This window comes from Nonomuraea sp. KM88, assembly GCF_052245635.1.
Taxonomy (GTDB): domain Bacteria; phylum Actinomycetota; class Actinomycetes; order Streptosporangiales; family Streptosporangiaceae; genus Nonomuraea.
Genome location: NZ_JBQQCC010000033.1, coordinates 32,600 through 58,351 on the forward strand (window position 1 = coordinate 32,600; position 25,752 = coordinate 58,351).

Sequence of the window (25,752 nt, forward strand, 5' to 3'; positions counted from 1 at the left end):
CGGTGAGCCGCAGGACATGGCTCGCCGTTCCATGAAGAAGGACCTCAACCTGTGACGGACGTGAACACCACTCCCCCGGCTGACCGCATCGAGCCTGTGGACATCCAGTCCGAGATGCAGCGCAGTTACATGGACTATGCGATGTCCGTCATCGTGTCCAGGGCGCTGCCGGACGTGCGCGACGGGCTCAAACCGGTGCACCGCCGGGTGCTCTACGCGATGTACGACGGTGGCTACCGTCCCGACCGCGGTTACTTCAAGTGCGCCCGCGTCGTCGGCGACGTGATGGGCACCTACCACCCCCACGGCGACACCTCGATCTACGACGCGCTGGTGCGCCTGGCGCAGCCGTGGTCGCTGCGCTACCCGCTGGTCGACGGGCAGGGCAACTTCGGCTCGCCGGGCAACGACCCGGCGGCGGCGATGCGTTACACCGAGTGCAAGCTCGCGCCCATCGCCATGGAGATGCTGCGCGACATCGACAAGGAGACCGTCGACTTCCGGCCCAACTACGACGGAAAGTCACAGGAGCCCGACGTCCTGCCGGCGCGTTTCCCGCAGCTGCTGGTCAACGGCTCGGGCGGCATCGCCGTCGGCATGGCCACCAACATCCCGCCGCACAACCTGCGCGAGGTCGCCTCGGCGGTCAAGTGGGCGCTGGAAAATCCTGAGGCGAGCGACGAAGAGCTGCTCGAAGCCTCGATCAGGCTGGTCAAGGGGCCCGACTTCCCCACCAGCGCGCTGATCGTGGGCCGGCGCGGCATCGAAGACGCCTACCGCACCGGGCGCGGCTCGATCACCATGCGGGCCGTGGTCGAGGTCGAGGAGGACAAGGGGCGGCAGGCGCTCGTCGTCACCGAGCTGCCCTACCAGGTCAACCCTGACAACCTGGCGCTGAAGATCGCTGAGCTGGTGCGCGAGGGCAAGCTGACCGGCATCGCCGACGTACGCGACGAGAGCTCCTCGCGGGTCGGGCAGCGCCTGGTGATCGTGCTCAAGCGCGACGCGGTCGCCAAGGTCGTGCTCAACAACCTCTACAAGCACACCCAGCTCCAGGACACCTTCGGCGCCAACATGCTGGCCCTGGTCGACGGCGTGCCGCGCACGCTCAGGCTCGACCAGTTCATCCGGCACTACGTGGCCCACCAGATCGAGGTCATCGTCCGCAGGACCCGCTACCTCCTGCGCAAGGCCGAAGAGCGCGCCCACATCCTGCGCGGCCTGCTGGCGGCGCTCAACCGGCTCGACGAGGTCATCGCCCTCATCCGGGCTTCCGAGTCCGCCTCGGCCGCCCAGCAGGGCCTCATGGGGCTGCTGGCGATCGACGAGATCCAGGCGCAGGCCATCCTCGACATGCAGCTGCGCAAGCTGGCCGCCCTGGAACGGCAGTCGATCCAGGACGAGTACGACTCCCTGATGACGCAGATCGCCGAGTACAACGCGATCCTCGCCAGCGAAGCCCGCCAGCGCGAGATCGTCAACGACGAGCTGGCCGAGCTGGTCGGCCGGTACGGCGACGACCGCAAGACCGAGATCATCGCCTACGACGGCGACATGTCGATCGAAGACCTGATCGCCGAAGAGGAGATCGTCGTCACGATCACCCGGGGCGGCTACGCCAAGCGCACCCGTACCGACCTCTACCGCGCCCAGAAGCGCGGAGGCAAGGGTGTACGCGGCGCGCAGCTGCGCCAGGACGACATCGTCGACCACTTCTTCGTCACCACGACGCACCACTGGCTGCTGTTCTTCACGAACAAGGGCCGGGTCTACCGGGTCAAGGCGTACGAACTTCCCGACGCCGGCCGCGACGCCCGCGGCATGCACCTGGCCAACCTCCTGGCCATGCAGCCCGACGAGACCGTCATGGAGGTCCTCGACCTGCGTGACTACAACGTCGCCCCCTACCTGGTCCTCGCCACCCGCAGCGGGCTGGTCAAGAAGACGCGCCTGGCCGAGTACGACTCCCCCAGGTCCGGCGGTCTGATCGCGATCAACCTGCGCGACGACGACGAGGTCATCGGGGCACGCCTGGTCTCCGAGGAAGACGATCTGCTGCTCGTCTCCAAGGGGGCGCAGTCGATCCGGTTCACCGCTTCCGACGACGCGCTGCGGCCCATGGGCCGGGCGACCAGTGGGGTCATCGGGATGAGGTTCCTCGAAGGTGACGAACTTCTTGCCATGAATCGCATCGCCGACGGTCAACACGTGCTTATCGCCACGAAGGCTGGGTACGCAAAACGGACGCCAGTGGAGCAATATCCAGTTCAAGGACGTGGCGGTAGAGGCGTGCTTACTGCGAAAATCGTATCCTCCCGTGGCAAGCTGGTCGGAGCCGTCATGGTCAATCCAGAGGACGAGGTCTTCGCGATCACGTCAGCCGGCGGGGTGATCCGGACGAGTGCCGGTGAGATCAAACAGTCCGGCCGTCAGACCATGGGAGTGCGATTGATGAATCTCGCTGAAGGCGACAGCGTGGTGGCCCTCGCCCGGAACGCGGAGTCCATGGAGACTCCGATGGAGAGTGAGGAAGTCGGGGGAGGAGAATAGTCATGAGCGCCCAAGGTGGCTCCGCCAGAACAAAGGCGGCTTCGGGTAACGGACAGCAACCGAAGCGGCCCGCAGAGAAAGAGACCTTCGACGAAAGCCGGGACACCTCGCCCGCGCAGGGCAGGCCCTTCCCGGCCAAAGACGACTCCAAGCCCGCACCGCCACCTCCGCAGCCGCAGGCGCCGCAGCAGCCGGAGGGCAACGACACCGTCCGCATCCGCCCGTCGCTGGCCACGGAGGCTCCGCCGCCCGCGGTCGAGCTGCCCAAGAAGAAGTCGAGCGGCGCGGGGGCGCGGCTCCCCCGCAAGGCCCATCTGGTCCTGCGGCGCGTCGAACCGTGGTCGGCCATGAAGTTCAGCTTCGTGGTGTCCCTGGTCTGCTTCGTGGTGCTGTTCGTTGCGGTGGCCGTGCTCTACGGCGTGCTGTCGGCCCTGGGGGTGTTCGACTCGATCGTCGACCTGGTCAACCAGCTCGGCCAGGGCGAGCAGGGCCAGAACTCGATCCCGATCGACATCGCGTCCTGGTTCGAGCCCGTACGCATCCTCGGCTACACCGCCCTGATCGGAGCGGTCAACGTCGTGCTCATCACGGCGCTGGCCACGCTGGGGGCGGTCATCTACAACGTCGCCTCCGACCTGGTCGGGGGCGTCGAGGTGACCTTCAGCGAGGCCGAATAGCCCGTGGGCTCGCGCCGTGCCCTTCGCCGGCACGGCGCGAGCAGCACGCCGGACACGGTAAGCTCTTCTCGACCGAACAACCGGTTCGCCTCCGATCGCCGGATGCGATAACGTTCGGTGTGCACGGGGCTATAGCTCAGACGGTTAGAGCGCTTCCCTGATAAGGAAGAGGTCCCAGGTTCAAGTCCTGGTAGCCCCACCCAGCTCAGAGGCCGTTTCCGGAGATCGGAAATGGCCTTTTTGATCTTCTGAATGTCTTACTGCGTGATTACGGTTCCCAGCGATCAGCTCCGACGGCGAAGCGTCCTCTCTGGGCTTTGGAGCTGACCCCCGGAAATTCCATCGACCGGCGATCATGCTTCTTGTCATCATGTCGCCATGACGATCGAGTCGCGGCGACAGGTGCGCCGATACTTCGACGCGTTCGGGGACGCCGAGTGGCACCGTCTCACCGGTGACGTGGCGAGCCGCGTCAGCCTAGAGGTGCACCGCCGCTTTCTCGCCCGATTCGTCTGGCCGGGCCATCGGGTCCTGGAGGTGGGCGCGGGCCCGGGGCGGTTCACCGCCGAACTGGCCGCGTTGGGGGCGAGCATCGTGGTCACGGACCGCTCCCCCGTGCAGCTGGAGCTCAACGAGGAACGCCTGCGAGGCGGCGCGGCCGACGCCTCGGTGGAGCGCCGGGAGATCGTGGACGTCTGCGACACCAGCCGGTACGCCGACGGGGAGTTCGACCTGGTGCTCGCGTACGGTGGCCCGCTGTCGTACGCCTTCGAGCACGCCGAGGACGCGCTGCGCGGCCTGCTGCGCATCACCCGGCCGGGTGGTCTGGTCGTTGGCTCGGTCATGTCCTTGCTGGGGTCGTGGCGGCACTTCCTGCCCGGCGTGGTCAAGATGGCCGAGGCCATCGGCGAGGACGCCAACGACCTGATCCTGCGCACCGGGGACCTGCGTCACAAGGGGGACCAGGACGGCCATGTCTGCCGGATGTTCCGCCACCGCGACCTGGCCGCCCTCGTCCGGGCCGCCGGTGGAGAGAGCGTTGCGGCCGCCGCCAGCAACTGGGCCACCCCAGGCGACCCGGACACGCTCGCGGCGCTCGAATCCGATCCTGACCGGTGGGCACGCTTCCTGGAGCACGAGATCGCCGCCTGCCAGGAGCCCGGCGCCGTGGACGGTGGCACGCACATCCTGTTCGCCTGCGCTGCCCTGAGGACTGGATGACTGCCCAGCCCCACCTGGTCTGATCAGACAAACAGCCGCTTCTCGATCTCCGAGCAGAGGCTGTTTGCTGTCTGCGGGGTTACTGCTCCGCCTTTCGGTTCGGAGGGACCTCGCGCAGATAGCGGTGATGGTCCTTTTTGTACGGCTTGCTGTAATGCGGTCGCGGTGGAAGTGGTTGTAATCGAGAGTGAGGCACCCTTCGGGAAGGGCGGGGTCATGGCGAGGACCGTCGCGAAGTGGGACGGTCCTGCTCATGCTCCTCGGGTCGCCGCTCGTGCTCGATCGGCTTGCCGGCGGGACGAGTGTCGATTGGGCCTCGCTCGCCGACGTCGGTGAAGCGTACGGCGCCGCCGTAGCCCTGCTGACCGCGGCGTCGCTCCTGGCGCTGGCGGTTTCGGTGGCGTTTCAGGCGCGGACGGCGCGGGTCTCCTCGGAGACCACCGTGCGGATGCTCCATGTCGAGATGATGCGTTTCGTGATGGAGTACCCGTCCCTCATGCAGGTGGAAGGCGCGCAGTGGGACGGGACTGAGGAGGGCGCAGAGGTGATGCGGCGGTTGGGTATACGCCAACATGCAACTCGCGCTCCTGCGGTCGTTCTACGCGCTTAAGGAGACCTCGGCGTCGGAGCTGCGGATGGTCATGGCCGGCAGGTTCAGGTCACGGATCGGCCGGGAGCACTGGGAGTTCAACCGGACCTGGTTCGGTGCAGGCGAACGGAACCGTCGTGACCGGAGGTTCGGCAAGATCATTGATGAGGAGTATTACAAGGCCGTTCAGACGGGCGAGCCGATGGTGGAACGTTCACGCGTGTCCCCTGGCGGGCTGTCTCGGAAGCTCATGGTGGGTGGGGTGGTGGCGGTTGCCGCCGTCGGAGCCGGGGTCCTTCTCGGCAAGAGGCGCGCCGATCGGCTCTGATCACCGGGTAAGCAGCGGCGCCCGGCGACGGGAAGGGCTCCGACAGTGACGCCTCGGCGCGTCTGAGAGCGAGGTGGCGGTGGCGGCGATGAGTTTTGGGCGCTTGCGGGGTCGGTATCGGTGACACATCGACCGTGCCTATGGAGGACGACATGGGGCAGTACCTCTTCGCCGGCATCCCCGTCACCGACTACGCGGCGGCGCTGCCGTGGTATGAGCGGCTTTTCGGCGGGCCGCCCTCGTTCCTGCCGAACGACATCGAGGCGGTCTGGGAGACGGCCGAGAACCGCTACATCTACATCATCCAGGACCCGGAGCGGGCGGGGAACGCCTTGGTGCTGCAGTTCGTCGACGACGTGGAGGGGCGGGTCGCCGAGATCGCCCGGCGCGGCATCGAGCCGGCCGGGCGCGAGACGTACGAGAGCGTGACCAAGGTGATCTACCGCGACGCGGAGGGCAATGAGATCAGCTTCGGCGGCGGCCCGGGATGACGTTCCCCGGCCGCGTGGGCTGTTTCAGCTGCGGGAGTCGTCGCCGTGCTCGATCAGGTACTGCTCTTCCAGGCCGGCCGTGTCCTCGCCCTCGGCTTCGTAGAGGCTGGTGGACCAGGGGATCGCACACGGTGGACGATGGCCGGGGTCGGGGCACAGCAGGCGCTGCACCTGCTCCTTGATCTCCCGTGCCTGCTCCTCGGTGGCGTACATCTCCACGTGCAGGTCCCACCGGGTTCTGTCGTCTGCCATGCCTCTATCATCGCGGGCGGTCGGGAGTGTCCGGTTCGTGGCTCGCGTGCCGGTTCCGGACACTCCCGCCTGCTCCGCCAGGGATCACGTGGCGTCGATCATGGCTAGCACCAGGCCTTGACGTTGATGGTGACGGGGTTGGACTCGGTCCGCGTGCCGTCCGAGGCGGTTAACAGCGACTCGTACGTCCCGGCCGGTAGCGGCGGGAACGTCAGCCCGATCCAGCCGTTGATCGTGGTGGATCCGTCCTCCGGGTCGGTGTAGTTGGATCCGGGTGGGATCGGCGCGCTCTCGTCGGTCGAGCCGGGGGGCAGATTCTTCATCCCCATGTGGATGGTCGTGGACCAGCTTCCGACGACCGCGGCAATGAGGTAGGTGCTGTGGCTGTAGTTGGCTTGCACACATATCTTCTGGTGGGAGTGCTTCAGTTCCCATGTGCTCGCCTGGGCCGGGGTGGTGCTGGACAGTGCGAGTGCCGCGCCGGCCGTCGCGCCGAGCGCCAGCCTGGCGGTTCGCTTGATCGTTCGCACGGCTTCCTCCTTGGTGTCTCTGCTTCGGACGTCCTTGCCTGTTCAAATTTAAACTAGTCAAGGATCAAGGAAAAGGCCCTTGCCGCCTCGCGGTAGCCGGACCTTCAACCCGTTCTCCGGGAGTCCCGCGTCGGCTGCCGTCCGTTTCGGTCAGGACCATCCGTAGACGGATCTGACGGCGGCGGCGATCTCGTTCACCAGGCCGAAGTCGTCGCCGTTGGCGAGGATCGCGTAGCCCGCCCCCAGCTCCGGATAGCCCTTGAACACCGACTTGAAGCCGTAGTTGGAGCCGTCATGGGTGTAGGCGAAGTTCTTGGTCCCGACGCCGGAGACGAACAGGCCGCGGCCCATGCCGCTCTGCGGACCGGGGCTGAGCAGGCTGCGCACGGACGCCCGGTTGAGCGGGCCGGCCACGTCGCCGGAGGCGGTCCAGGCCTTGTTGAGGTAGCACACGAGCCGGCACAGGTCCTGCACGGTGGTGTAGAGGCCGGCGGCGGCCGACTCGGGGTAGCGGTTGCGCCTGCCGGGAATGACCGCGCCCGTGGTGGTGTGGCCCGCGGCCCGCTCGAAGCCGGGCTCCAGCGCGTACGAGCTGGTCCTCATGCCGAGCGGGGTGAACACCTGCTGGTCCATGTACTGCGTCAGGGACTGTCCGGTCTCTTCCTCGATCATCCGCTGCAGCAGGACGAAGCCGGCTCCGGAGTAGTGGTATCCGGTGCCGGGATCGGTGGTGAGCTCGATCTCGGGGGTGTTGCCCTGGCCGTTCATGACCTGCAGCAAGGACGGCACGGTGACGCCGGGGCCGTACCCGGGGAAGCCGCCGCCCCCGGAGGAGAAGCCGGAGCAGGCGTCGAGCGGGTAGGTGGAGCCGCGCCCGGCGATGCCGGCGCGATGGGTGAGCACGCGCTCGATCGTCGGCGTCGCCTTGAGGGTGACGCAGTCGCGGCGTGGCAGCGTCCAGCCGAGGTAGGGGCGGATGTCGTCGGTCAGCGGCTTGCCGAGCGTCTGCATGAGGCGCAGCACGCCGACCGCGGCGACGGCCTTGCTGATCGATGCGGCCTGGAAGGCGCTCTCGGGATGTACGGCCGCCGCGCCGCCGGCCTCCAGCCGGCCGTAGCCGGTGGACCAGGCGATGCGGTTGCCGGTGACCACCGCGACGGCCACGCCGGGCGTCTTGTAGGTGCTCATACGCCGCCAGATGTCGGCGCCGCCCACCGCGTTCTCCACCTTGCGCACCGGGTCGGCCGGCAGGGCGGGCAGCGTGCCGCGCGAGCACAGCGACCAGCCGTCGTTCGCCGGCGAGAAGGCCACGTTGTGCACCTCCCAGCCGGCGGCGATCATGTCCTTCAGCTCGGTGCGGCACTCACCGTCGATGTCGCGGCCGCGGAACTCGTCCTGCGCGACGACCAGCCATCCTCCGGTGTACGGGAACGCGACCCGGGTGACGCGGCGGCCGCCCTGCTCCAGGTTGCGCATCATCTGGTAACACTCGTCGTCGATGCCCCGGGCGAAGGTGTCCCTGGCGGCCACCACCACCCCCGGTTGCCGCCTGACGGCGGGAAGGCGACGTGCCCCACCTGCTGTCCCGCGGCGTAGTAGGCGGTGATGCGCTGGTGGCACTCCTCCGGGATGTTCCGCGCCGACACCCCCTTGTCCGTGGTGATCAGCCACCGGTCGCCGCCCTCGGGCGGGAATGCCACGCAGTGGATGCGCCGGCCCGCGGTGACCAGCTTCTTCAGCTCGGTGAAGCAGGCGTCGGGGATGCCGCGGGCGAAATAGCGGCCGTCGGCTGTGACCATGACCCAGCCGTTGGACGGGGTGAAGGCGAATGAGGTGATGCGGTAGGGGGCCAACTCCTTCATCTTGACGTGCGCCTCTTCGGGGATCCGCCGGTTGAACGACGGGTAGCCGGCGGCCAGCGCGGGCTCCGCGAGCCCTCCGACGGCGGCGCCCGCGGCTCCGGCCAGCGTGAGAAAACGTCTCCTGTCCATCTGGGGTCACTCCTCAAGGTCAACGTTTGTCCTCGGGAATGCTGGCATGGAGGAGGCGGGTACGGGGAAATCTCGTGGCGCCCGCGCTGCCGGATGGGACACGATCTTCCCCATGACGACGCCCACCGTTCAGGTCCGGCCTGCCACGCGGGGCGATGCCGCGCGGCCGTTGTAGGGGTCGACGGACACCGGAAAGGAGGCAGGCTGCCCCGGTCTCCACAGTGGCAAAAGTGGGGATGAATTTCGTCGCCGTGCGGCGTTGCGGGGAACAGCCGGCGCTCCTGTCGAGTTTCCGCGTTTTCGCAGTGAAACGCCGCGTGCCTCAGTTTCCCGTGGAGTTGGACGCCGTCACCGCACCGACCCGCAGCTGGGTCTCTTCCACCTTCACCATGACCGGGCGTCGTTTCATCGCTGCCCCTTCGTTGGATGGGTTCTCTGCCCTATCCTTGCCCACGCGCGGTCCATTGACAAACTTCACACCTGAATTGTCATCTGCATAGTCATCACATTCACGAATGGATTCCCCCGTGGCCGGTCGATTTCCATCCGGCACGGCGTACGCGCTTGACACAGACTGATCGGAGAGGGCTGACGCGCGAGGCAGGGAGATCGGGTGAGTGACCGGGTGAGACATGGTGCGCGGTGGGTCTTGGCGTTCGACGCGGAAGGCGCGGAAGGCGCGGGGCTCGCCCTGCCGCTCCGCTCGGCGGTGACCCTGCCGCTGGTGGGCGCTCTCGGGGTGGTGCTGGCCGCGATCGTCTGGCACACGCTGCTCGACGACTACGGCGTACGCAACGTGACGGCCGGCACGCTGGGGCTGGCGACGGCGATCGCGCTGATGGTGTCCCGCTTCCGGCCCAGGGCGGCGTGGTGGTTGTCGCTGGTCGCGGCCGTGGCGGCGGCGGTGACGTCCCATGCCCAGCTGGACGGGATGGTGTGGCCCGCACCCGTGCTGGTCGCGCACGTGTCCGTGCTGGGCCTGGTGGGGTTCGGGTCCAGGCACGTGCTGCTGGCCGAGATGTGGCTCGGCACGCTGGCGGCCGGGATCGTCCTGTGGGCGGGGCTGCCGGGCGAGCAGACGCTGGTGAGCCTGATGGACATGTCGTTGTTGTCGGGCATGGTGTTGATCACCGTGGGAGCGCTCGGCGGTCATCGGGAGGCGTTGCGCCGGGTGGCCCTGGCGGACCAGAAGGCGCTGGCGGAGCAGACCCGCTCCGCCCTTCTGGAAGAGCGCGCCAGGATCGCGCGGGAGCTGCACGACGTGGTGGCCCACCACATGTCGGTCGTCGCGGTGCAGGCCGAGGCGGCACCCTACCGGGTGCCCGATCCTCCCCCGGAGCTGGCGAGGAGCTTCGCCACGATCAGGTCGAGCGCGGTGGAGGCGCTCACCGAGCTCCACCGCATTCTCGACCTGCTAAGGAACGGCACGGACGAGGCGAGCCCGCAGCCGACCCTCCACCGGCTGGGGGAGCTCGTGGGCCGGCTGCGGGCGGCCGGCACGCCGGTGACCCTGCGCGTCGACGGCGAACGCAGGCCGCTCCCTCCGGGGGTGGAGCTGTCGGCGTACCGGATCGTGCAGGAGGCGCTGAGCAACGCGCTCCAGCACGCTCCGGGGGCACAGGTCGGCGTCGAGGTGGCGTACGAACCTGGCGATCTTCGCATCCGCGTCGAGAACGACCCGCCACCCCACCCGCCTCCCCCGTCCGCCCGACCCGGGCACGGCCTGCTCGGCATGCGCGAGCGCGTGGCCATGCTGGCCGGTGACCTGTGGGTGGGGGCGCGGCCGGACGGAGGCTACGAGGTGACGGTACGGTTGCCGCTCGGCGGGACGGAGGCCAGGTGAGCATCCGGGTGCTGATCGCCGACGACCAGTCGATGGTCCGCGAGGCGTTCGCCGTGCTGCTCAACGCCCAGCCTGACATCGAGGTGGTGGGCGAGGCCGTCGACGGCGACGACGTGCTGGTCAAGGCCGCCGCGCTGACGCCCGACGTCGTGCTGATGGACGTGCGCATGCCGGGGACCGACGGGCTGGAGGCCACGCGCCGCCTCGCCGGGCGGACCAAGGTGCTGATGCTCACCACCTTCGACCTCGACGAGTACGTCTACGAGGCGCTGCGCGCCGGCGCCAGCGGCTTCCTGCTGAAGAAGGCCACGGCGCGGGAGCTGAGCGACGCCGTACGCATCGTCGCGAACGGAGACGCCATGCTGGCGCCGTCCGTCACCCGCCGGTTGATCAGTGCCTTCGCCCGGCTGGGCCCGCCACGGCCGTTCACCGGGGAGGCTCAGGGCCCGCTGACCCCGCGGGAGAGCGAGATCCTGACGCTCATCGCGCACGGCCTGTCCAACACCGAGATCGCCGGCAGTCTCGTCATCGCGGAGCAGACCGTGAAGAGCCACGTCAGCAACATCCTGACGAAGATCGGGGTGCGCGACCGCACCCAGGCGGCGGTGTACGCGTTCCAGACCGGGCTGGTCACCCCCTACGGCGGAGCTAGATCCCACGATCCCCCTGCAGCGCCATGACATGCCGGCGGTGCCGCTCGTAGGTTCGGGGCACGATCACTGCCGCGAAAGGTCTGGTGTCGTATCCCGTGTCCCGAATCCCCGAGCTGCTGCATCGCACCCTTTTCCGGACCGTCTCCCTTCTCGGCCCGCGGGCTCAGGGGAAGGTGCTGCACCGGTATTTCGACTGGTGGCATCGCCGGCCCGACCCGTGGTCGCTCGCCACGGACTCGTACGAGCGCCGTAAATACCGGGCCACGCTCGACCAGCTGCCCGAGGGGACGTACGCCCGCATCCTGGAGGTGGGGTGCGCCGAGGGCGTCTTCACGCAGATGCTGGCGACGGCCTGGCCGGATGCCGGGATCACGGGGCTCGACGTGTCGGAGAGGGCGCTGGGACGCGCCAGGGAGCGCGCGGTCGGGGATGGCGCGCGTGTCCGGTTCGTCCACGCCGACCTGCTCGGCTACGAGGAGCGGGACCGGTACGACCTGGTGTTCTGCGCGGAGACCCTCTACTACATCGGCCGTGGCGACAGGTTGCGCAGGGCCTCGGAGCGGCTGCGTTCGCTGCTGGCGCCTGGAGGTGTCCTCGTTCTCGTGCACCCGTGGCCGGAGGCGGAGCGGCTGCACGGGTTCATCGAGGGAAGCCGGGCGGTCACGAAGCTCGCCGAGCGGGTGGAACGGGACGCTTCACGGCCCTATGCCGTCTCCGTCTACCGGGCCGGCCCATCCCGCCCGCAGCTGACCGGGGTCGTCTCGTGACAGGGCCTCGGCCACCTCGCCAACGCCTACCATAGACGGAGATATCACCTCTAAGTAGTCAGTCGATGACATAGGGCAATGTAGCGTTCACGTGTGGTCTCCGGCTCAGGAAGGATCGAGCGGCCTGGACGGAAGCGGTGGTTGACCCTTCTGATCGGGGTCGTCCTTTGTGTGGGCGTGTGGCCGATGCCGTGGCAGCCTGTGCACGCCGCCTCGGTCATCCACGGAGACTCCGTCCACGTCGACCACGGTGACGGGCGGGACGACTCGTGCCCGCCTCGACGCTCGGCGTTCAAGCGGCACGTCGGAAAACCGGCGGGCGGCAGGTGCGCCGGCGGCGGGGTTCTGGCGCCTCTGCCCTTTCCCGGACGCGATCACGAGCCTCCGCGTGCCCGGTTCAAGCCACCGCGCCCGCGGCTCGTCAGGCACTGGCGTACGGGCGTCGACCGGCTCACCCACCTGGGCATCTGGCGCATCTAGGCCGGCGGGAACACCTTCCTGCCCGTCTGACCGCGCCGATCCCAGGAGGCGATTCCTCGTGCGCGAAACCGATTCAACTGTCGAGATCTGGTCATTCCAGTGCCAGAACTGCCACACCATCTGGCAGGACACCTACGAAGCCCGGCACCATGCGGACTTCGGCGGCGAGTTCATCGTCTGGCGGCACCGCGGCGCCATCAGCATGCCGCCCTGGTTGCACGCCGGCTGTTCCGCCTGCCCGGGCGCGTCCGTCAAGGTGATCCCGCTCGGGGGCACCACCAGCCTCATCATCGAACACACTATCAAGAGGTCCATGTCACCGCCGGTTATCAGGGCGGGGAACCCGACCCCGAGATCCGGCGGGGGCGTAACGTGGTCCACAGCCTGCATGCACATGTGGTCTTTACGCCCAAGTATCGGCGGAAAGTGTTCACCGACGAGATTCTCCGCCGGTGCGAGGACATCATGGTCGAGGTGTGTGACAGCTTCGGTGCCACGCTGGTGGAGTTCAACGGCGAACACGACCACGTTCACCTGCTGGTGCGCTACCCGCCCAAAGTCGCGCTCTCGACCTTGGTCAACTCCCTCAAAGGTGTCTCGGCCAGGCTGCTACGGAAAGAGTTCCCGGTCCACATCCGCCGGTACCTATGGGGTGGCCACTTCTGGTCCACCTCGTACCTCGCCGCCTCCTGCGGCGGCGCACCTCTGTCGATCATCAAGGAGTACATCGACAACCAGAAGCGGCCAGACTGAGCGCCGCACGAAGACCGAAGATCAGGGCACCGCCCGGGCCTGGCGGCCCTCCCGCGCTGTCGTTTCCTCCCGGGTGTAAACGCCCGGGGTTCCACACCAGATCACGCTGAAGGCGTGGGGAAACGATGGACCTGGTGACCCGTGCCTGACGGACTGGTTGTCCACAGGGTTGTGGACAGGCCGGCGCACGGTGGACGGAGCCCTTGTCAGCCCATTCGGGCGAGGCGATATCAGGTTGTTACGCGCCAGACCCGGAGCGTGACGAATCATCGCATTAGGTGATGATGCAAGGTCAAAGGGGGTGTGCGGCGGATCGGGCGACGGGTTCTCCGGTCGGCGTGGAGACCACTGGCCTTGACCCTGCCCGGCTCCGCCGGGCAGGGTCAAGGCTCCCGAGGTGACGGTGTTATCCACAGGGAGGGCTGGTTATCCACAGCGTTGTTCACTCCGCCCCCGCCTCGACCTGGTGGAGCGCATCGGCGATGGATTTCCGGGCGGCTCGGATGCGCGCCGTGCGGGCCAGGTCGCGCCAGCCCAGCCGTAGGCCCTCGGCGGCCAGCTCGTCGAACGCGGCGAACACGGCCAGCTTCTGCCGGACGATCTTGGCCCAGGCGTCGTCCTCGATCGCGTAGTAGACGTTGCGCTCGCCGGTCTTGCGGAAACGGCGGATGAGCCTGTGGGACGTCAGCAGGTGCAGGTTGGTCGTCAGGGACGCGCGGCTGGCCCCGATGGTCCCGGCGATGTCGGACGCGGTCTGCTCCGGCGGGTCGCACACCATGAGCCAGCCCAGGATCCGGCCGCTGATGGGGGCGAGTCCCCACTCCTCGGAGACGAACGCCGCCACCCGCTCGACCCAGGCGAGGACCCGCTCACGGCCGGGACCATCCTGCTCGCTCATACGAACATTGTAACGCTAAGCAGTCATATCGGTACTTTCTGCTGTCTCATACCGCCCTGCTCAGCCGCCTGAGCTGCTGCTCCCTGGCGCCCGCGTCGTGCGGCAGGTCGCGCGCGGCGAGTTCGGCGGCGATGCGCTCGCGCTGTTCCACCGGCCGGTGGTCGTCGAACTTGAACTTGGCCCGCACCCCCACCACCTCCAGCCGCAGCCCTCGAATGGCCGGCAACATCCGGTGGTACGGCCCCGAGTCCGCGCGCGTCTCGCCGTGGTCGCCGTCCGGCTGGTGGTGGGCGAGTTGGCGGCGCAGAATCTCCATCTTGCCCTCCTTGCCGTCCACGATCTCGGCCACGCAGGTGAGCTGCACCGACGCGTAGTAGCTGGTCGGCACGCCGGTCTCGGGCGAGTCGGCCCGCCAGCCGGTGGGGATGTAGGCGTAGTCGTCGTGCACGCTCACCACCACCGTGGGGCAGGCCTCGATCGCCGGCCAGATCGGGTTGGGCCTGGCCAGGTGGAGCACGACCTCCTTGCCGCCGTCGAACAGGAAGTGCGTGGGCACCAGGATCGGCGGGCCGCCGTTCACGCCGTTCGCGGCGAGCTGGCCGAAATCCCGTGTACGGAGCCAGGTCTGCCACTCTTCCCTGTCGCGGGCCGCGTCCCACGGATGAATCAGCACCCGAACCTCTTTGTATTAGTACATAATTAGATTTGTGCTAGAAACATACACGATTGCCGGTGGGTCGGCCAGCGAGATAGCGGCGGGGGTCGAGGCCGCCGTGTCCGAAGGGCGGCTGCCGCCCGGCCGCATGCTGCCACCCGTGCGCGAGGCGGCCGCGTCGGCCGGGGTCAGTCCCGGCACGGCGGCGGCGGCGTACCGGCTGCTGCGCGAGCGCGGGGTCGTCGAGACGGCCGGGCGGCGTGGCACGCGGGTCAGGCCGCGCCCGGCCAGCACGTTCCGTGAGGAGATCCGCATCGAGGTGCCTCCGGGGGTGCGCGACCTGTCCCAGGGCAACCCCGACCCCGCCCTGCTGCCGGCCCTGCACGAGGCCCTCGCCGCCGCGGCCCGCGCGCACGAGGAACGGCCCGCGCTGTACGGGACGGACGACGACGAGGAGCTGCTCGCCCTGGCCGGGGCCCGCCTGCAGGCGGACGGCCTGCCGCCCGCGCCGCTGGCGATCACCTCCGGCACCCTCGACGCCGTCGAACGGGTGCTCGCCGCCCACCTGCGCCCCGGTGACGCGGTCGCCGTCGAGGACCCCGGCTGGACGTCCCTGCTCGACCTGGTCACCGCCATGGGGCTGCGGATCGTGCCGATGCGGCTGGATGACGACGGGCCGCTGCCGGACGAGCTCGGCCGGGCCCTGCGGGCGGGGGCCCGCGCCGTGGTCGTCACGGCCCGCGCGCAGAACCCGACCGGCGCCGCCGTCTCCGCCGACCGCGCCGCCGCCCTGCGCGAGCTGCTGGCGGCGCACCCGGACGTGCTGCTCGTCGAGGACGACCACGGCTCGGGCTTCGTGGACCTGCCGCTGCACCCGCTGGCCGGCGTCACGCGGCGGTGGATCCTCGTCCGCTCGACCGCCAAGTCCCTCGGCCCCGACCTCCGCCTCGCCCTGGTCACCGGTGACCCGACCACGCTCGACCGGCTGCGCGGGCGCCAGCGGCTCGCGACCGGCTGGGTCAGCCACCTGCTGCAGCGCGCCGTCGCCCACCTCTGGCGTACGGAGGCGGTCGACACCGAGGCGGTGGCCGCGGCCTACGCGCGGCGCCGGGACGGCCTGGTGGAGGCGCTGGCCGTGCGCGGCATCACCGCGCACGGCCGCACCGGGCTCAACGTGTGGGTCCCCGTCGCCGACGAGTCCACGGCGATCACCCGGCTGCTGGCCCGCGGCTGGGCGGCCGCCCCCGGGGCCCGCAACCGGGTGGCCACGCCGCCGGCGCTGCGCCTCACCGCGGCCACGCTCGGGCAGGACGAGATCGGCGTGCTGGCCGACGACCTCGCCGCCGCCCTGCGTCCCACCTCGACGGGCCGGTACGGCTGACCCGCTCCCCGGCTACCCCAGCAGCCCCTCCCCGATCCAGCCGCCGGGCGCGCACCCCGGCGGGATGGCGAAGACGGCCGAGCCGATCGCGGTGACCCACTCGTTGAGCAGGTCACCCTCGGCCAGCCGCCGCTGGATCGGCACGAACTGCCGCTCGATGTCCGCCTGGTAGGAGGCGAACAGCAGCCCGGAGTCCGACTCGCCGTCCTCGGTCAGACCCTCGTCGTAGTTGTACGGCCGGCGCAGGATCCGCTGAGCCGGATCCGCCACGTGGGCCCGCCTGATGTGGGCGTACTCGGAGATGACCGGGAACCCCAGGTGGTTCTTCCGGTCGAAGTCGGGCTCGTCGTGCTCGGCCCCGCCCGTCAGCGGGGCGCCGGTGTCGAGCCGCCGGCCGATGGTGAACTCCCTGGCCACGCGGTCGGCGGCGTCCCACGTCTCCAGGTGCATGCGCATCCTGCGCAACACCATCGTGGTGCCGCCGCGCATCCCGGCCGGGCCCTGATCGATCCAGACGGCCCTGTCCAGGTCGGTGGGGTTCACGGTGCCGTCGACCTGGCCCATCAGGTTGCGCTGCGTCCCCTCGCCGGCCCCGCCACGGAACCCGCGCTGGGTCCAGCGCACCCGGGTGAACGACCGCGCGTCCTTCACGATCATCCGTACGGCGTGCGCGACGGTCAGACCGTCGTCGGCGCACACCTGGACGAGCAGGTCGCCGCCGTTCCACCGCCTGTCCAGCTTGTCCGTCTCGAACGCGGGCAGCGGGCGGACCGGCGAATCCACCCCGGCCCTGTCGAACAGCCCCTCCCCGAACCCGAAGGTGATCGTCAGCCCGGCGGGGGCGGCGGCCAGCTCCGGCTCGGTGTCCGCCAGGGCGGGCCGGCCCTGGGTCAGGCGGGCGGCGTCGTCGGTGAGCAGCTGGAGCAGCCGGACGACGGCCTCCCCGCGGATGCCCTTGCGCAGGTCGAACCCGACGAACACGGCGTGGACCTGCGGCGCCGTCGCCACGCCCGCCTGGTGCGGGCCGTGGAACGGCTCCACCCTCGCCCGCTCGGCGTGGGTCGGCGGCGGGGTCTCGCGGCGGGTGAAGGCGCCCGCCGCGGTGGCGGCTCCCCCGGCCAGCAGCCCTCTACGGCTGATCATTCGTGCCCCGGCTGGTAGTCCTCCTTGCCGCCGGCGAAGTCCTTGCCGACGGCGCTGAACTCGAGCGGCTGCCCGCCCTTCACCTGGAGCGTGAACGGCACCTTCGCCCCGGGCTTCACCTCTTCCGTGACGCCCATCAGCATGATGTGGTCGCCGCCGGGCTGGAGCTGGTGCGTGCCGCGCGCGGGCACCACGAACCCGCCCTCCTTGGGCCGCATGACCATCTTGCCGCCGGACTCGACGACCTCGTGCAGCTCGATGGTCGGCGACAGCGGCGACGCGCCGGACACGATGGTGACGTCGGTGTCGCCGTTGTTGACCAGCGTCCCGAAGGCCGCGGTCATCCCCTTCTTGACGGTCTTCACCCAGGGGTCGGTGATGGAGAGCCCGGCGGCCGCGGCCGCGGCCGCTGTCGTGGCGGTGGTGGCGGCGGGCGCGGACGCGGTGGTCGAGCCGCCGCCGCAGCCGGCCAGCGCCACCACGGCGGCGGCGAGCACGAGGGCATGACGAGAGAACATGGGCATGGCCTTTCTCCGCCCGGCATGCCGAAGCAGGCCCTGCCGGGCGTGGGGTTGTCTATGGGAAGAAACCGTCCTGCCGCGACCCGGAGGTCAGGCGGCGACAACCCGCGGCGGACCCCTCCTGCTGACCACGTGGCGCAGCACGGCCGGGCGGAGCTCGCGCGGCTCCGCCGTCCACAGGGGTGTGGAGAAAGGAGTCGTGAGCGGCGGCAGCCAGATGACCAGCAGCCGCACGACCAGGCGTCGCAGCAGCGACCAGAGCGCGGCCTCGCCTCGGGCCAGCCACAGCGCGGTCATCGCGACCGCCCACCCGTGGGCGACCAGCATGCCGAGGTCGGGGACCAGCCCGGAGTGGAGGTGGCCGGCCGGCTGGTGGGGTGTGGCCGCGTGCGACATCGAGAACAGCACGTGCATGACGACCTGGAGCGCCGCCAGCAGCGGCAGGATCACCGTGATCGAGCGCTCGCGCCCGGCCAGCGCGTACGCGGCCACGAGCGCCACCGCCAGCCCGCCCGCGGCGGCCGGAGCCGGCACGGGGGCGCCGCCGAGCACGTGGGCCGCCACGCCCAGGCCCAGGCAGACCACGGCGAACACCGTGGTGCGGGCGAGGCGGAGCGGCGCGGCCATACGCTTAGCATTCCATGGGGTCAGGCCGGTCCGTTCGGCACTCCTCCATCCCCTTACACACCGGCATAATCCACCTGATGCCGAAATTTCATGACCTGTCGGAATATGCGGCGACGATCGCCCCGATCATCGACGCGGCCCACGTCAACCTGCACGCCGCGGCACTCCGATCGGTCACCGACCTGGCCGAGTCGTCAGGCGTGACCCCCGGCCTGCTGGTCGACCTGCGGTTCACCCTCCCCCTGCGCCCGCTCACCCGGCCGCAGCTGGCCACGCTCTACCGCTACGGCGACGCCGCGCTCCGCGAACTCGACGACCACCTGGGCGAGGGAACCATGACCGAGGACCCCGGCGGCCTGCTCCGGCCGACGCGCGAAGGGCTCGCGTTCATCCACAGGCTGTACGACCTGCACGCCGCCGCGGCCGAACGTGCCTGGGCCGGCCACGACCTGCCCGCGCTGGCCGGCCTGGCGGGACGGGTGCTCGACTCGGCCGAGCGCGTGCCGGGCGGCGCGCTGGAGGTGGCGGTGCCGCCGTACGAACCGGAGGGGACCTCGCCGGGGGTGCTGCTGTTCAACCGCATCGCCGCGCTGCGCCACCACCGCGCCGACGCCCACGCCACGGCCTGGCAGGCGCAGGGCCTGACCGCGGCCGGGATCGTCGCCCTGGCGGACGGGCCGCTGCGCGCCAGGATCGAGGCGGACACCGACCAGCGGGCCGCGGCGGCGTACCGGACCCTGTCGGCGGACGAACGGGACACCCTGCACGGCGGCCTGCTGAAGCTGGTTTGAGCACGCCGGGAACTTCCCTCTGGTTTTCCACGCGGCGACGCCAAGGTTCCAAAATGCCACCTCCCGGTAATCGACGGGTAGGCGCACTATGGTCGTACTTCTCAACAGGAGGCACCGTGGAACAGGAACTGCCCGTCGGTGCGAGGCTGATCGTCGGGGTCGACGAGTCGCCGTCATCGCGCTGGGCGCTCGCCTGGGCCATCGGCGCGGCCAGGCTGCACCGGATGGCCCTGGTCGCCGTGCACGTCAGCCGCGCGCCCGTCCACCCGTTCCCTGAGGCGCTGCCCGTGCAGCACGCCATCAGAGCGGGCGAGGAGGCGCGCTGCTCAGAGGTGATCACCGGCGTGTTCGACGACGTCGCGGGCGGAGTGCCCGAGGATCTCACGACGGCGGTGGTCGGCCGGGTCGGCGACCCCGGCTACCACCTCGTGGATCTGGCCCGCGAAGGTGATCTGCTGGTGCTGGGGCGGGGGAGACGCGGGCTGTTCAGCCGCATCTTCATGCCCTCGACCAGCATGTACTGCGCGCGACACGCCCGCACCACCGTAGTGATCGTGCGACAACCGACGTCGCCGGACGACCCGGAGATGTCAGGGGAGCGGGTTCGCGGGTTCTGGAGCCGCCGACATCCGTGACCGCAGCAGGCGCAGCCCATCGGGGATGGCGTCCTTCGTGATCGCGCCGTAGCCCAGCACCAGCCCGGCCTGGGCCGGTGCATCCCCGCAGTACGCCTCCAGCCGCTCCACCGCCAGCTCCGGCGCGGGGCGTACGGACACGTCGGGCGCGAGGCGGGCACACAGGTGCAGGCCCGCCGTGGACGGCACCGGAAGCAGGCGGTCGTCGGCTGCCAGCGCCTCGGCGACCAGGGCGTGCCTGGCGGCGTACTCACGGGTGGCCCTCCTGATGTGCCTGGCCAGCAGGCCCTCGTCGATGAAGCGCGCCAGCGCCGCCTGCGTCGGCACCTCCCCGTGCCAGTCCGACAGCCGCCTGGCCGCGCGCAGCGCAGGCCCGAGCGAGGCGGGCGCCACCAGGAAGCCGAGCCTGAGCATCGGAAGCAGGATCTTGGAGAACGAGCCCACGTAGACGACGCGGCCCGCCCGGTCGAGGCTCTGGAGGGGTTCGAGCGGGCGCTCGCCGAACCGGAACTCGCTGTCGTAGTCGTCCTCGATCACCACCGCCCGGCGGCGCTCCGCCCAGGCCAGCAGCGCGGCGCGGCGGGCCAGGGACATGGGCGTGCCCAGGGGGAACTGGTGCGACGGCGTGACGTACACGATGCGGGCGGAGCCGGGGATGGCCCGCACGTCGATGCCCTCGGCGTCGACGGGCACGCCCGCCACCCGCGCACCGAGCGAGCGGAACAGCAGGCGGGCGGGCGGATAACCGGGCTCCTCGACGGCCACCGTGTCACCCGGCTCGATCAGGACCCGGCCGACGAGGTCGAGCGCCTGCTGCGCGCCGCCCGTGATGAGCACGTCGCCGGGGCCGCCCTGCCCCTGACCGGCTCCGCCGACACGAACGTCCCCGCGCCCGCCCGCCCCACCAGGAACCCGTCGGCGACCAGGCGGTCGTAGGCGAGCGCGACCGTGTTCCTGGAGATCTCCAGGCTGCGCGCCAGCTGCCTCGTCGGCGGCAGCCGCTCGCCCGACCTGAGCCGCCCGTCGAGGATGGCGTCGAGCAGTTGCCGGTAGACCTGCGCGGCCAGGTCACCCCTGCCGCCGAGGCTGATGTGAACGTCCATCTTGGCCCAATCATCTTGCCAGAAATTGGAGCTTATCCCGGGACAAGTTGCGCTCCAAGATGGCTGCATGACCGCACGAATGGACCTCGGGACGCAGGCCATGGCCGGCTCGGACGCCATCAGCGCCTGGAACCGGATGGGCGTCGCCATCCGCATGACGCCGGAGTCGTACAAGCCGTGAACCCCCGCCGCAACCTGGCCCGCGCCCAACTCGCGAACTCCGTCGGCGACGGCGTCTACCTCGTCACCTCCGCGTTCTACTTCGCCAGGATCGTCGGCCTGCCGCCCGCCCAGATCGGCCTCGGCCTCACGCTGGGCTGGGCGGTCGGCGCGGTGGCCGGCCTGCCGCTCGGCCACCTGGCCGACCGGCGGGGCCCGCGCGGCGTCGCCGTCCTGCTCGCACTGACGACCGCCGCAGCGGTCGCCGCGTTCATGTTCGTCCGCTCCTTCGAGCTCTTCGTGCTCGTCGCCTGCGTGTACGGCACCGCCCAGACCGGCCTGTCCGCCGCCCGCCAGGCGCTGCTGGCCGGGCTGGTGCCGCCGGAGCAACGCACCGCGGTACGTGCCGTCCTGCAGGCCACGCTCAACGGCGGCATCGCCGCCGGCGCCGCCCTGGGCGGGCTCGCACTGCACGTCGACACGCCGGAGGCATTTCTCGCGGCGTTCGCGCTCGACGCCCTGGCCTTCGTGACCGCCGCAGCCGTGCTGCTCCGGCTGCCCTCCGTACACCCCGCGCCGGCCCCCACCGGGCCACGGATGGCCGTGCTCGGGGACCGGCCGTACGCGCTCGTCACGCTGATCAACGCGGTGATGCTCTTCTACATGCCGCTGCTCAGCATCGTCGTGCCCCTCTGGATCGCCACCCGTACCTCAGCGCCCGCCTGGGTCGTCTCCGTCATGCTCGTGATCAACACCGGCAGCGTGCTGCTCTTCCAGGTGCGGGTGGCCCGGAGGGTGAAAGGCCTCGACGACGCCTCCGCGTCGGTGCGGCACGCGGGGCTGGTGATGTTCGCGGCGTGCGCGGTGTTCGCGCTGAGCCCGTACGGATGGGTGTTCCTGCTCGTCGCGACCGGCCTGCAGGTGCTCGCCGAGCTGCTGCTCGCGCCGGGCGCCTGGGAGATCAGCTTCGCGCTCGCCCCCGAGGACCGGCAGGGCCAGTATCAGGGCTTCTTCGGGACGGGCGTGCCGGTGGCCAGGATGCTCGGGCCCGTCGTGCTCACCACGCTCGTGCTCGACGGCGGAACGCTCGGATGGCTGTTGCTCGGCGGCGCGTTCGCGGCGGCCGGCGCCGCGATGAGGCCGGCCGTCGCCTGGGCCCGCAGGCCACAGCCCGTCTGAGGGGGGCGCAGAGCGCATGGGCGGTGCCGGCCGCCCGGAGACCCCGTCAGGCCTGCCCGGTCATCTCGTAACCGGCTTCCTTCACCGCCGCGGCGACCTCGGCCGCGTCGACAGGACCGTCACTGCCCACCGTCAGCAGGCCACCCGCCAGGTCGACCTCCACGGACGTCACGCCCGCCACCTCGCTGACCTCTTCCTTGACCGAGCTCACGCAGTGGTCGCAGGTCATGCCGGTGACGGTGAAGGTGGCAGTGCTCATGACGATCTCCTCAGGAAGTGTGCGAGTGTTTCGATCACCATACCCCCCTGTGGTATCGTGACGAAACCGGACACGAGCATGTTCGTTCTGAGCCGACATGTCGCGCCTCCGTAATCCGAATCCGACCCCCAAGCGGCTGGCAGGCATGCTCACCTCGGGTTACCCTCCTCCAGGGCACACATTTACCAGGATCAGGCTCACCAGCCTCCTCCCAGCAAGCACGAGCTGACCCCCGGCACGGACGTTTCGCGCATCCGCGCCGGATATTTGGCATGATCGAGCTGTTGCCCATGAGGGTTGCCGACAGATGGTTGGTCGAAGTTCGTCCGAGATGGGACAGCATTCGGGTCCCACCTGGGGCCGAACACTCGTCCATCGCACATTCCACACATCCGCAACACAGGTAGCGCAGCCATCCCTTGCTAGGCTGCTTGTCAACCGTTGGGTCTCACCCCGGCAGGTGAGACCGTCGAAGAAGTGGGGTCACACCGTGAAGAAGCTGCTCGTTCTGGCGCTGATCGCCCTTGGGGGGTTGCTGATCTGGCGTAAGGTGCAGGCCGACCGCGCAGAGCTTGATCTCTGGACCGAGGCGACCGGCAGCGAGAACTAACCGACCGGCGAGGCGATGAGTGACGTCGTCCCCATCAAGCTGGTGTGCCTGGACCTGGCAGGCACCACAGTCGGTGACATCGCCATGGTCGAGCGCGCCTTTGCCGAGGCGATCGCGACCCAGGGCATAGTGCCCGGGACCGGGGCTTACGCGCGTGCCATGGTTCACGTGCACCGGTCCCGGGGATGTCCCACGATCGATGTCTTCCGCGGGATCTTCCCCGGGAACGAAGCCCAGGCCCAGGCGGCGAACCTGACGTTCGAACGCTCCTACGAAGGCGCGCTCGAGCGGGCAGGCCTGACGCCCGTGCCCGGAGTCATGGAGGTCCTCGACAAACTCCGTGGCAACGGCCTCCAACTAGCCCTGATCACCGGCTTCAGCCGCGTCACGTTGAGCCGCGTGCTGAGCGTGCTCGGCTGGCACGACAAGATCGACCTGGCCATCTCCCCGGAAGACGCCGGCGGCCGCGGCCGCCCCTGGCCCGACATGGTGCTGCACGCGGTCCTCCGTACGGGGGTGGCGGACGTACGGCACGTGGCGGTGATCGGCGACTCGGAGAACGACATGCTGTGCGGCACGCGAGCCGGAGCATCGATCGTGGCCGGCATCCTGACGGGCGTCCACAGCCGGGAGCGCCTTCTGAAAGGCGGCGCCACCCACCTCATCGACTCGATCGCAGACTTCCCGAGCCTGGTGTTGAGCGACGACCTGGGTACGACGCAGGTGGCTTCGTCGGCCCGGTAAGCTATCTTCGTCGAAGGGGCCTTAGCTCAGTTGGCAGAGCGCCTGCTTTGCAAGCAGGAAGTCAGGAGTTCGAATCTCCTAGGCTCCACCAGGGAAAACGCCCCGCCACTGATCTTGTGGCGGGGTGCTCGGGCCATTAACGGGCCATTAGCCATCCTGGCCCATCCTCTTCCTTTCGGCCTCCACCCGAGCGCTGAGCGCATCCGCGATCCGCTGGTCAGCGTCCTTGGTGGCGTGCTGGTAGATGAGCGCCGCCCGATCGCTGTCGTGCCCCATCCGTGCTTTGAGATCGGCCAGGCTCGCCCCTGACTGCGCGGCGAGCGTGTTGCCCGTGTGGCGAAGATCGTGGAAGTGCAGGCCGGCGAGCCCCATCTCCTTCAACGCCTCACCCCACTTCGCGGCACGCCGGAAGTTGCTTCCCCGCAGGAACCCGCCCAGCTTGCCGAGGAACACGAACGCGTCCTCTTCTGACTCGACGTAGGACGCGAGCTGTTCGGTGAGCGCCGGAACGATCACTGCGGGGATGCCGACGATACGACGACCGGCTTTGGACTTGACCGGGCACAGGCGCATCTCCCCGCCGTCCAGCTCGATGAGCTGTTCCCGAACCCGGACCGTGCGCGCCACCAGGTCGAGATCACGCCGTCGAAGCGCGATCACCTCACCCCACCGCAGGCTGGCGAACGTGGCCAGCAGGATCAGTGCTCGAAACCGCCTGTCCGCCATCCGGTCGGCGAGTTCGAACACCTGAGACACCGTGATCACGGGACGCTCGGGCGTGTGCTCATTGTCGGCGCCCTTGATGCGACAGGGGTTGCGGCTGATCAGCTTGTCTTCTTCCGCCGCCGTCATCAGAACGGCCCGCAGGAACCGGTACGCCTTGGCGACCGTCGAGACCGATACGCCCTGCTCCAGCCGTTCGGACCGCCACGCGCGGATCATCTGGGTGGTCAGCTTGCCGACCTGGACACTGCCAAGGGTCGGCATGATGTGCCGCTCCAGCAACCACGTGTAGTTCTCGATGGTCTTGGGGCGCAGGCCGGGACGTTCCTTGATCCACGCTCGGGCGTAGTCGCCGAGAAGAACCTTGCCGCGATCGGGATCCGTCCAGTCGCCCGCGATCATCTGGGCCTCGATGATCGTGAGCGCACGGTCGGCCTCAGTCCTGGTTGCATAGGTCGTGGCGCCGGTCCGTAGACGCCCGTCCGGTCCCGGATAACGAATCTGGAACCGGCCGGACTCGCGCTTGCGGATATTGCCGAAACGGCGGTGACCGTCTCTGTTGGCCATCAGGCAGCCCTCCCTTTGACGGTGCCGGTGGTCATCGGCGTGACGGTTCCGGCCACGACGAAGGCGATCAGTGCGGACTCGCGGATGCGGACGTGGCGTCCGACCTTCACGAATTCGATCCGGCGTTCGGCTATCAGTCGGCGGACGAAGCGCACGGAGGTGTTCAGCGCATCGGCCGCTTCGTCAACGGTCAGCAGTTGATCCATGTCTCTCCCTCCTTCACGCGGCCTGCGGAATTGCCGAAAGATCTTGTCCGGCTGCTCTGGCTTCCAGCTCTCTGAGGTGAGCTCGCCAGCGTTGCCGTTCGTGGACGGACCGGAGGAGCCGTACGGCGAGGGGTGGCACGTTGGCGTCTCCGGCCGGGACGGGTCGCCAGATGTAGCGGTGTGGGTCGGTGGGTTCGTCGGCCTGGCCGAGGGCTTCCAGGACCCAGGTACGGCGGTCCTGCTTGTGCTCGGCGAGGGTCTTGTTCGACCACTTACGAGAGACCAGAACACGGCGGCCCGCGTAGCCGAGGTGTTCGGGCTTGTGCGCCTTGGAGCGGCACCGGCCGGGAGCCATCCCGGGTTTGGCGTTCTTGGGCTGGATGCCGTAGCGCAGCCAGTTCGGGCAGGTGGGGGAGCAGGGCTCGT

General features: G+C 69.5%; 32 protein-coding genes and 2 tRNA genes. 19 read left to right on the forward strand and 15 right to left on the reverse strand.

Going from position 1 to position 25,752, the window contains the following annotated elements:
* The first annotated feature begins 51 nt into the window (after positions 1-51).
* The 7 genes from gyrA (at position 52) to ACTWPV_RS47600 (ending at position 5,856) form a co-directional block, all read left to right on the forward strand.
* The gene (gyrA, locus tag ACTWPV_RS47570; protein WP_443156893.1) at positions 52-2,550 is read left to right on the forward strand and encodes a DNA gyrase subunit A; all 2,499 of its coding nucleotides are present in this window, start codon (positions 52-54) and stop codon (positions 2,548-2,550) included.
* A 2-nt stretch (positions 2,551-2,552) separates the two neighbouring features.
* Positions 2,553-3,227, forward strand: a complete 675-nt coding sequence (locus ACTWPV_RS47575) for a DUF3566 domain-containing protein (RefSeq protein ID WP_347650651.1) — start codon at positions 2,553-2,555, stop codon at positions 3,225-3,227.
* 125 nt (positions 3,228-3,352) lie between these two features.
* Positions 3,353-3,426, forward strand: a tRNA-Ile gene (locus tag ACTWPV_RS47580).
* Positions 3,427-3,605: 179 nt separating this feature from the next.
* Positions 3,606-4,448: a class I SAM-dependent methyltransferase gene (locus ACTWPV_RS47585; protein ID WP_443156894.1), complete on the forward strand. Its 843-nt coding sequence runs from the start codon at positions 3,606-3,608 to the stop codon at positions 4,446-4,448.
* Between the two features lie 253 nt (positions 4,449-4,701).
* Positions 4,702-5,058, forward strand: a complete 357-nt coding sequence (locus ACTWPV_RS47590; protein ID WP_443156895.1) for a DUF6082 family protein — start codon at positions 4,702-4,704, stop codon at positions 5,056-5,058.
* Positions 5,021-5,365 (forward strand): DUF6082 family protein, encoded by a 345-nt coding sequence (locus ACTWPV_RS47595; RefSeq protein ID WP_443156896.1) that lies wholly within the window; start codon positions 5,021-5,023, stop codon positions 5,363-5,365. Before ACTWPV_RS47590 ends, ACTWPV_RS47595 begins: the two co-directional genes overlap by 38 nt.
* Positions 5,366-5,517: 152 nt before the next feature.
* Entirely contained in the window at positions 5,518-5,856 is a 339-nt protein-coding gene (locus tag ACTWPV_RS47600) for a VOC family protein (protein ID WP_347650645.1), read from the forward strand.
* Between the two features lie 24 nt (positions 5,857-5,880).
* On the opposite strand, the gene ACTWPV_RS47605 is transcribed toward ACTWPV_RS47600, so the two are convergent.
* The 4 genes from ACTWPV_RS47605 to ACTWPV_RS47620 form a co-directional block, all read right to left on the reverse strand.
* The gene (locus ACTWPV_RS47605) at positions 5,881-6,108 is read right to left on the reverse strand and encodes a hypothetical protein (protein WP_347650644.1); all 228 of its coding nucleotides are present in this window, start codon (positions 6,106-6,108) and stop codon (positions 5,881-5,883) included.
* A 104-nt stretch (positions 6,109-6,212) separates the two neighbouring features.
* Positions 6,213-6,638: a DUF5980 family protein gene (locus ACTWPV_RS47610; RefSeq protein WP_443156897.1), complete on the reverse strand. Its 426-nt coding sequence runs from the start codon at positions 6,636-6,638 to the stop codon at positions 6,213-6,215.
* Positions 6,639-6,788: 150 nt separating this feature from the next.
* Positions 6,789-8,168 (reverse strand): serine hydrolase domain-containing protein, encoded by a 1,380-nt coding sequence (locus ACTWPV_RS47615; RefSeq protein WP_443156898.1) that lies wholly within the window; start codon positions 8,166-8,168, stop codon positions 6,789-6,791.
* Positions 8,114-8,629, reverse strand: coding sequence for a twin-arginine translocation signal domain-containing protein (locus tag ACTWPV_RS47620; RefSeq protein WP_443156899.1), 516 nt, complete (start codon positions 8,627-8,629; stop codon positions 8,114-8,116). The genes ACTWPV_RS47615 and ACTWPV_RS47620 overlap by 55 nt, the downstream gene beginning before the upstream one ends.
* Positions 8,630-9,278: 649 nt before the next feature.
* Here ACTWPV_RS47620 and ACTWPV_RS47625 point away from each other — a divergent pair.
* The 5 genes from ACTWPV_RS47625 to tnpA all read left to right on the forward strand — a co-directional run bounded on the left by ACTWPV_RS47625 (position 9,279) and on the right by tnpA (position 13,125).
* Complete coding sequence (locus ACTWPV_RS47625; RefSeq protein WP_443156900.1) at positions 9,279-10,472, forward strand: sensor histidine kinase; 1,194 nt, start codon at positions 9,279-9,281, stop codon at positions 10,470-10,472.
* Positions 10,469-11,152: a response regulator transcription factor gene (locus ACTWPV_RS47630; protein WP_347650631.1), complete on the forward strand. Its 684-nt coding sequence runs from the start codon at positions 10,469-10,471 to the stop codon at positions 11,150-11,152. The genes ACTWPV_RS47625 and ACTWPV_RS47630 overlap by 4 nt, the downstream gene beginning before the upstream one ends.
* A gap of 68 nt (positions 11,153-11,220) precedes the next feature.
* A complete protein-coding gene (locus ACTWPV_RS47635; protein ID WP_443156901.1) occupies positions 11,221-11,892 on the forward strand; it encodes a class I SAM-dependent methyltransferase in 672 nt (223 codons plus the stop codon).
* A 186-nt stretch (positions 11,893-12,078) separates the two neighbouring features.
* Positions 12,079-12,372 (forward strand): hypothetical protein, encoded by a 294-nt coding sequence (locus tag ACTWPV_RS47640; protein ID WP_347650629.1) that lies wholly within the window; start codon positions 12,079-12,081, stop codon positions 12,370-12,372.
* Positions 12,373-12,726: 354 nt separating this feature from the next.
* Positions 12,727-13,125 (forward strand): IS200/IS605 family transposase, encoded by a 399-nt coding sequence (tnpA, locus tag ACTWPV_RS47645; protein ID WP_443156916.1) that lies wholly within the window; start codon positions 12,727-12,729, stop codon positions 13,123-13,125.
* Positions 13,126-13,567: 442 nt separating this feature from the next.
* Here tnpA and ACTWPV_RS47650 read toward each other — a convergent pair whose 3' ends face one another.
* Both ACTWPV_RS47650 and ACTWPV_RS47655 read right to left on the reverse strand, forming a co-directional pair.
* Positions 13,568-14,023: a GbsR/MarR family transcriptional regulator gene (locus ACTWPV_RS47650; protein ID WP_347650626.1), complete on the reverse strand. Its 456-nt coding sequence runs from the start codon at positions 14,021-14,023 to the stop codon at positions 13,568-13,570.
* A 46-nt stretch (positions 14,024-14,069) separates the two neighbouring features.
* On the reverse strand, positions 14,070-14,696 hold the full coding sequence (locus ACTWPV_RS47655) for an FMN-binding negative transcriptional regulator (protein WP_443156902.1): 627 nt from the start codon (positions 14,694-14,696) through the stop codon (positions 14,070-14,072).
* Between the two features lie 34 nt (positions 14,697-14,730).
* Between ACTWPV_RS47655 and ACTWPV_RS47660 the strand changes: the two genes are divergently transcribed.
* On the forward strand, positions 14,731-16,059 hold the full coding sequence (locus ACTWPV_RS47660) for an aminotransferase class I/II-fold pyridoxal phosphate-dependent enzyme (RefSeq protein ID WP_443156903.1): 1,329 nt from the start codon (positions 14,731-14,733) through the stop codon (positions 16,057-16,059).
* Positions 16,060-16,071: 12 nt separating this feature from the next.
* On the opposite strand, the gene ACTWPV_RS47665 is transcribed toward ACTWPV_RS47660, so the two are convergent.
* The 3 genes from ACTWPV_RS47665 to ACTWPV_RS47675 form a co-directional block, all read right to left on the reverse strand.
* Positions 16,072-17,202 carry a Dyp-type peroxidase gene (locus ACTWPV_RS47665; RefSeq protein ID WP_443156904.1) on the reverse strand — a complete coding sequence of 377 codons (1,131 nt, stop codon included), beginning with the start codon at positions 17,200-17,202 and terminating at the stop codon, positions 16,072-16,074.
* Positions 17,199-17,726 (reverse strand): copper chaperone PCu(A)C, encoded by a 528-nt coding sequence (locus tag ACTWPV_RS47670; protein ID WP_443156905.1) that lies wholly within the window; start codon positions 17,724-17,726, stop codon positions 17,199-17,201. Before ACTWPV_RS47670 ends, ACTWPV_RS47665 begins: the two co-directional genes overlap by 4 nt.
* 87 nt (positions 17,727-17,813) lie before the next feature.
* Complete coding sequence (locus ACTWPV_RS47675) at positions 17,814-18,350, reverse strand: MFS transporter (protein WP_443156906.1); 537 nt, start codon at positions 18,348-18,350, stop codon at positions 17,814-17,816.
* Between the two features lie 77 nt (positions 18,351-18,427).
* On the opposite strand from ACTWPV_RS47675, the gene ACTWPV_RS47680 reads away from it, so the two are divergent.
* Entirely contained in the window at positions 18,428-19,141 is a 714-nt protein-coding gene (locus ACTWPV_RS47680) for a hypothetical protein (protein ID WP_443156907.1), read from the forward strand.
* 116 nt (positions 19,142-19,257) lie between these two features.
* The gene (locus ACTWPV_RS47685) at positions 19,258-19,776 is read left to right on the forward strand and encodes a universal stress protein (protein ID WP_347650619.1); all 519 of its coding nucleotides are present in this window, start codon (positions 19,258-19,260) and stop codon (positions 19,774-19,776) included.
* Here ACTWPV_RS47685 and ACTWPV_RS47690 read toward each other — a convergent pair.
* A complete protein-coding gene (locus ACTWPV_RS47690) occupies positions 19,732-20,613 on the reverse strand; it encodes an aminotransferase-like domain-containing protein (RefSeq protein WP_443156908.1) in 882 nt (293 codons plus the stop codon). The genes ACTWPV_RS47685 and ACTWPV_RS47690 overlap by 45 nt on opposite strands.
* Positions 20,559-20,879 carry a GntR family transcriptional regulator gene (locus ACTWPV_RS47695; RefSeq protein ID WP_443156909.1) on the reverse strand — a complete coding sequence of 107 codons (321 nt, stop codon included), beginning with the start codon at positions 20,877-20,879 and terminating at the stop codon, positions 20,559-20,561. Before ACTWPV_RS47695 ends, ACTWPV_RS47690 begins: the two co-directional genes overlap by 55 nt.
* A 177-nt stretch (positions 20,880-21,056) precedes the next feature.
* Here ACTWPV_RS47695 and ACTWPV_RS47700 point away from each other — a divergent pair, with 177 nt between their 5' ends.
* Positions 21,057-22,217 (forward strand): MFS transporter, encoded by a 1,161-nt coding sequence (locus ACTWPV_RS47700; RefSeq protein WP_443156910.1) that lies wholly within the window; start codon positions 21,057-21,059, stop codon positions 22,215-22,217.
* 46 nt (positions 22,218-22,263) lie between these two features.
* On the opposite strand, the gene ACTWPV_RS47705 is transcribed toward ACTWPV_RS47700, so the two are convergent.
* Positions 22,264-22,476, reverse strand: coding sequence for a heavy-metal-associated domain-containing protein (locus tag ACTWPV_RS47705; RefSeq protein ID WP_443156911.1), 213 nt, complete (start codon positions 22,474-22,476; stop codon positions 22,264-22,266).
* A 490-nt stretch (positions 22,477-22,966) separates the two neighbouring features.
* On the opposite strand from ACTWPV_RS47705, the gene ACTWPV_RS47710 reads away from it, so the two are divergent.
* The 3 genes from ACTWPV_RS47710 to ACTWPV_RS47720 all read left to right on the forward strand — a co-directional run bounded on the left by ACTWPV_RS47710 (position 22,967) and on the right by ACTWPV_RS47720 (position 23,921).
* Entirely contained in the window at positions 22,967-23,086 is a 120-nt protein-coding gene (locus ACTWPV_RS47710; RefSeq protein WP_020542320.1) for a DLW-39 family protein, read from the forward strand.
* Between the two features lie 15 nt (positions 23,087-23,101).
* Positions 23,102-23,830, forward strand: coding sequence for an HAD family hydrolase (locus ACTWPV_RS47715; RefSeq protein WP_443156912.1), 729 nt, complete (start codon positions 23,102-23,104; stop codon positions 23,828-23,830).
* Between the two features lie 15 nt (positions 23,831-23,845).
* Positions 23,846-23,921 (forward strand) — tRNA-Ala (locus tag ACTWPV_RS47720).
* Positions 23,922-23,977: 56 nt separating this feature from the next.
* On the opposite strand, the gene ACTWPV_RS47725 is transcribed toward ACTWPV_RS47720, so the two are convergent.
* The 3 genes from ACTWPV_RS47725 to ACTWPV_RS47735 all read right to left on the reverse strand — a co-directional run.
* On the reverse strand, positions 23,978-25,120 hold the full coding sequence (locus ACTWPV_RS47725) for a tyrosine-type recombinase/integrase (RefSeq protein WP_443156913.1): 1,143 nt from the start codon (positions 25,118-25,120) through the stop codon (positions 23,978-23,980).
* A complete protein-coding gene (locus ACTWPV_RS47730) occupies positions 25,120-25,326 on the reverse strand; it encodes a helix-turn-helix domain-containing protein (RefSeq protein WP_132596167.1) in 207 nt (68 codons plus the stop codon). The genes ACTWPV_RS47725 and ACTWPV_RS47730 overlap by 1 nt, the downstream gene beginning before the upstream one ends.
* A gap of 13 nt (positions 25,327-25,339) precedes the next feature.
* Positions 25,340-25,752 (reverse strand): replication initiator (locus ACTWPV_RS47735; protein ID WP_443156914.1); only part of this gene is annotated, 413 nt, incomplete at its 5' end.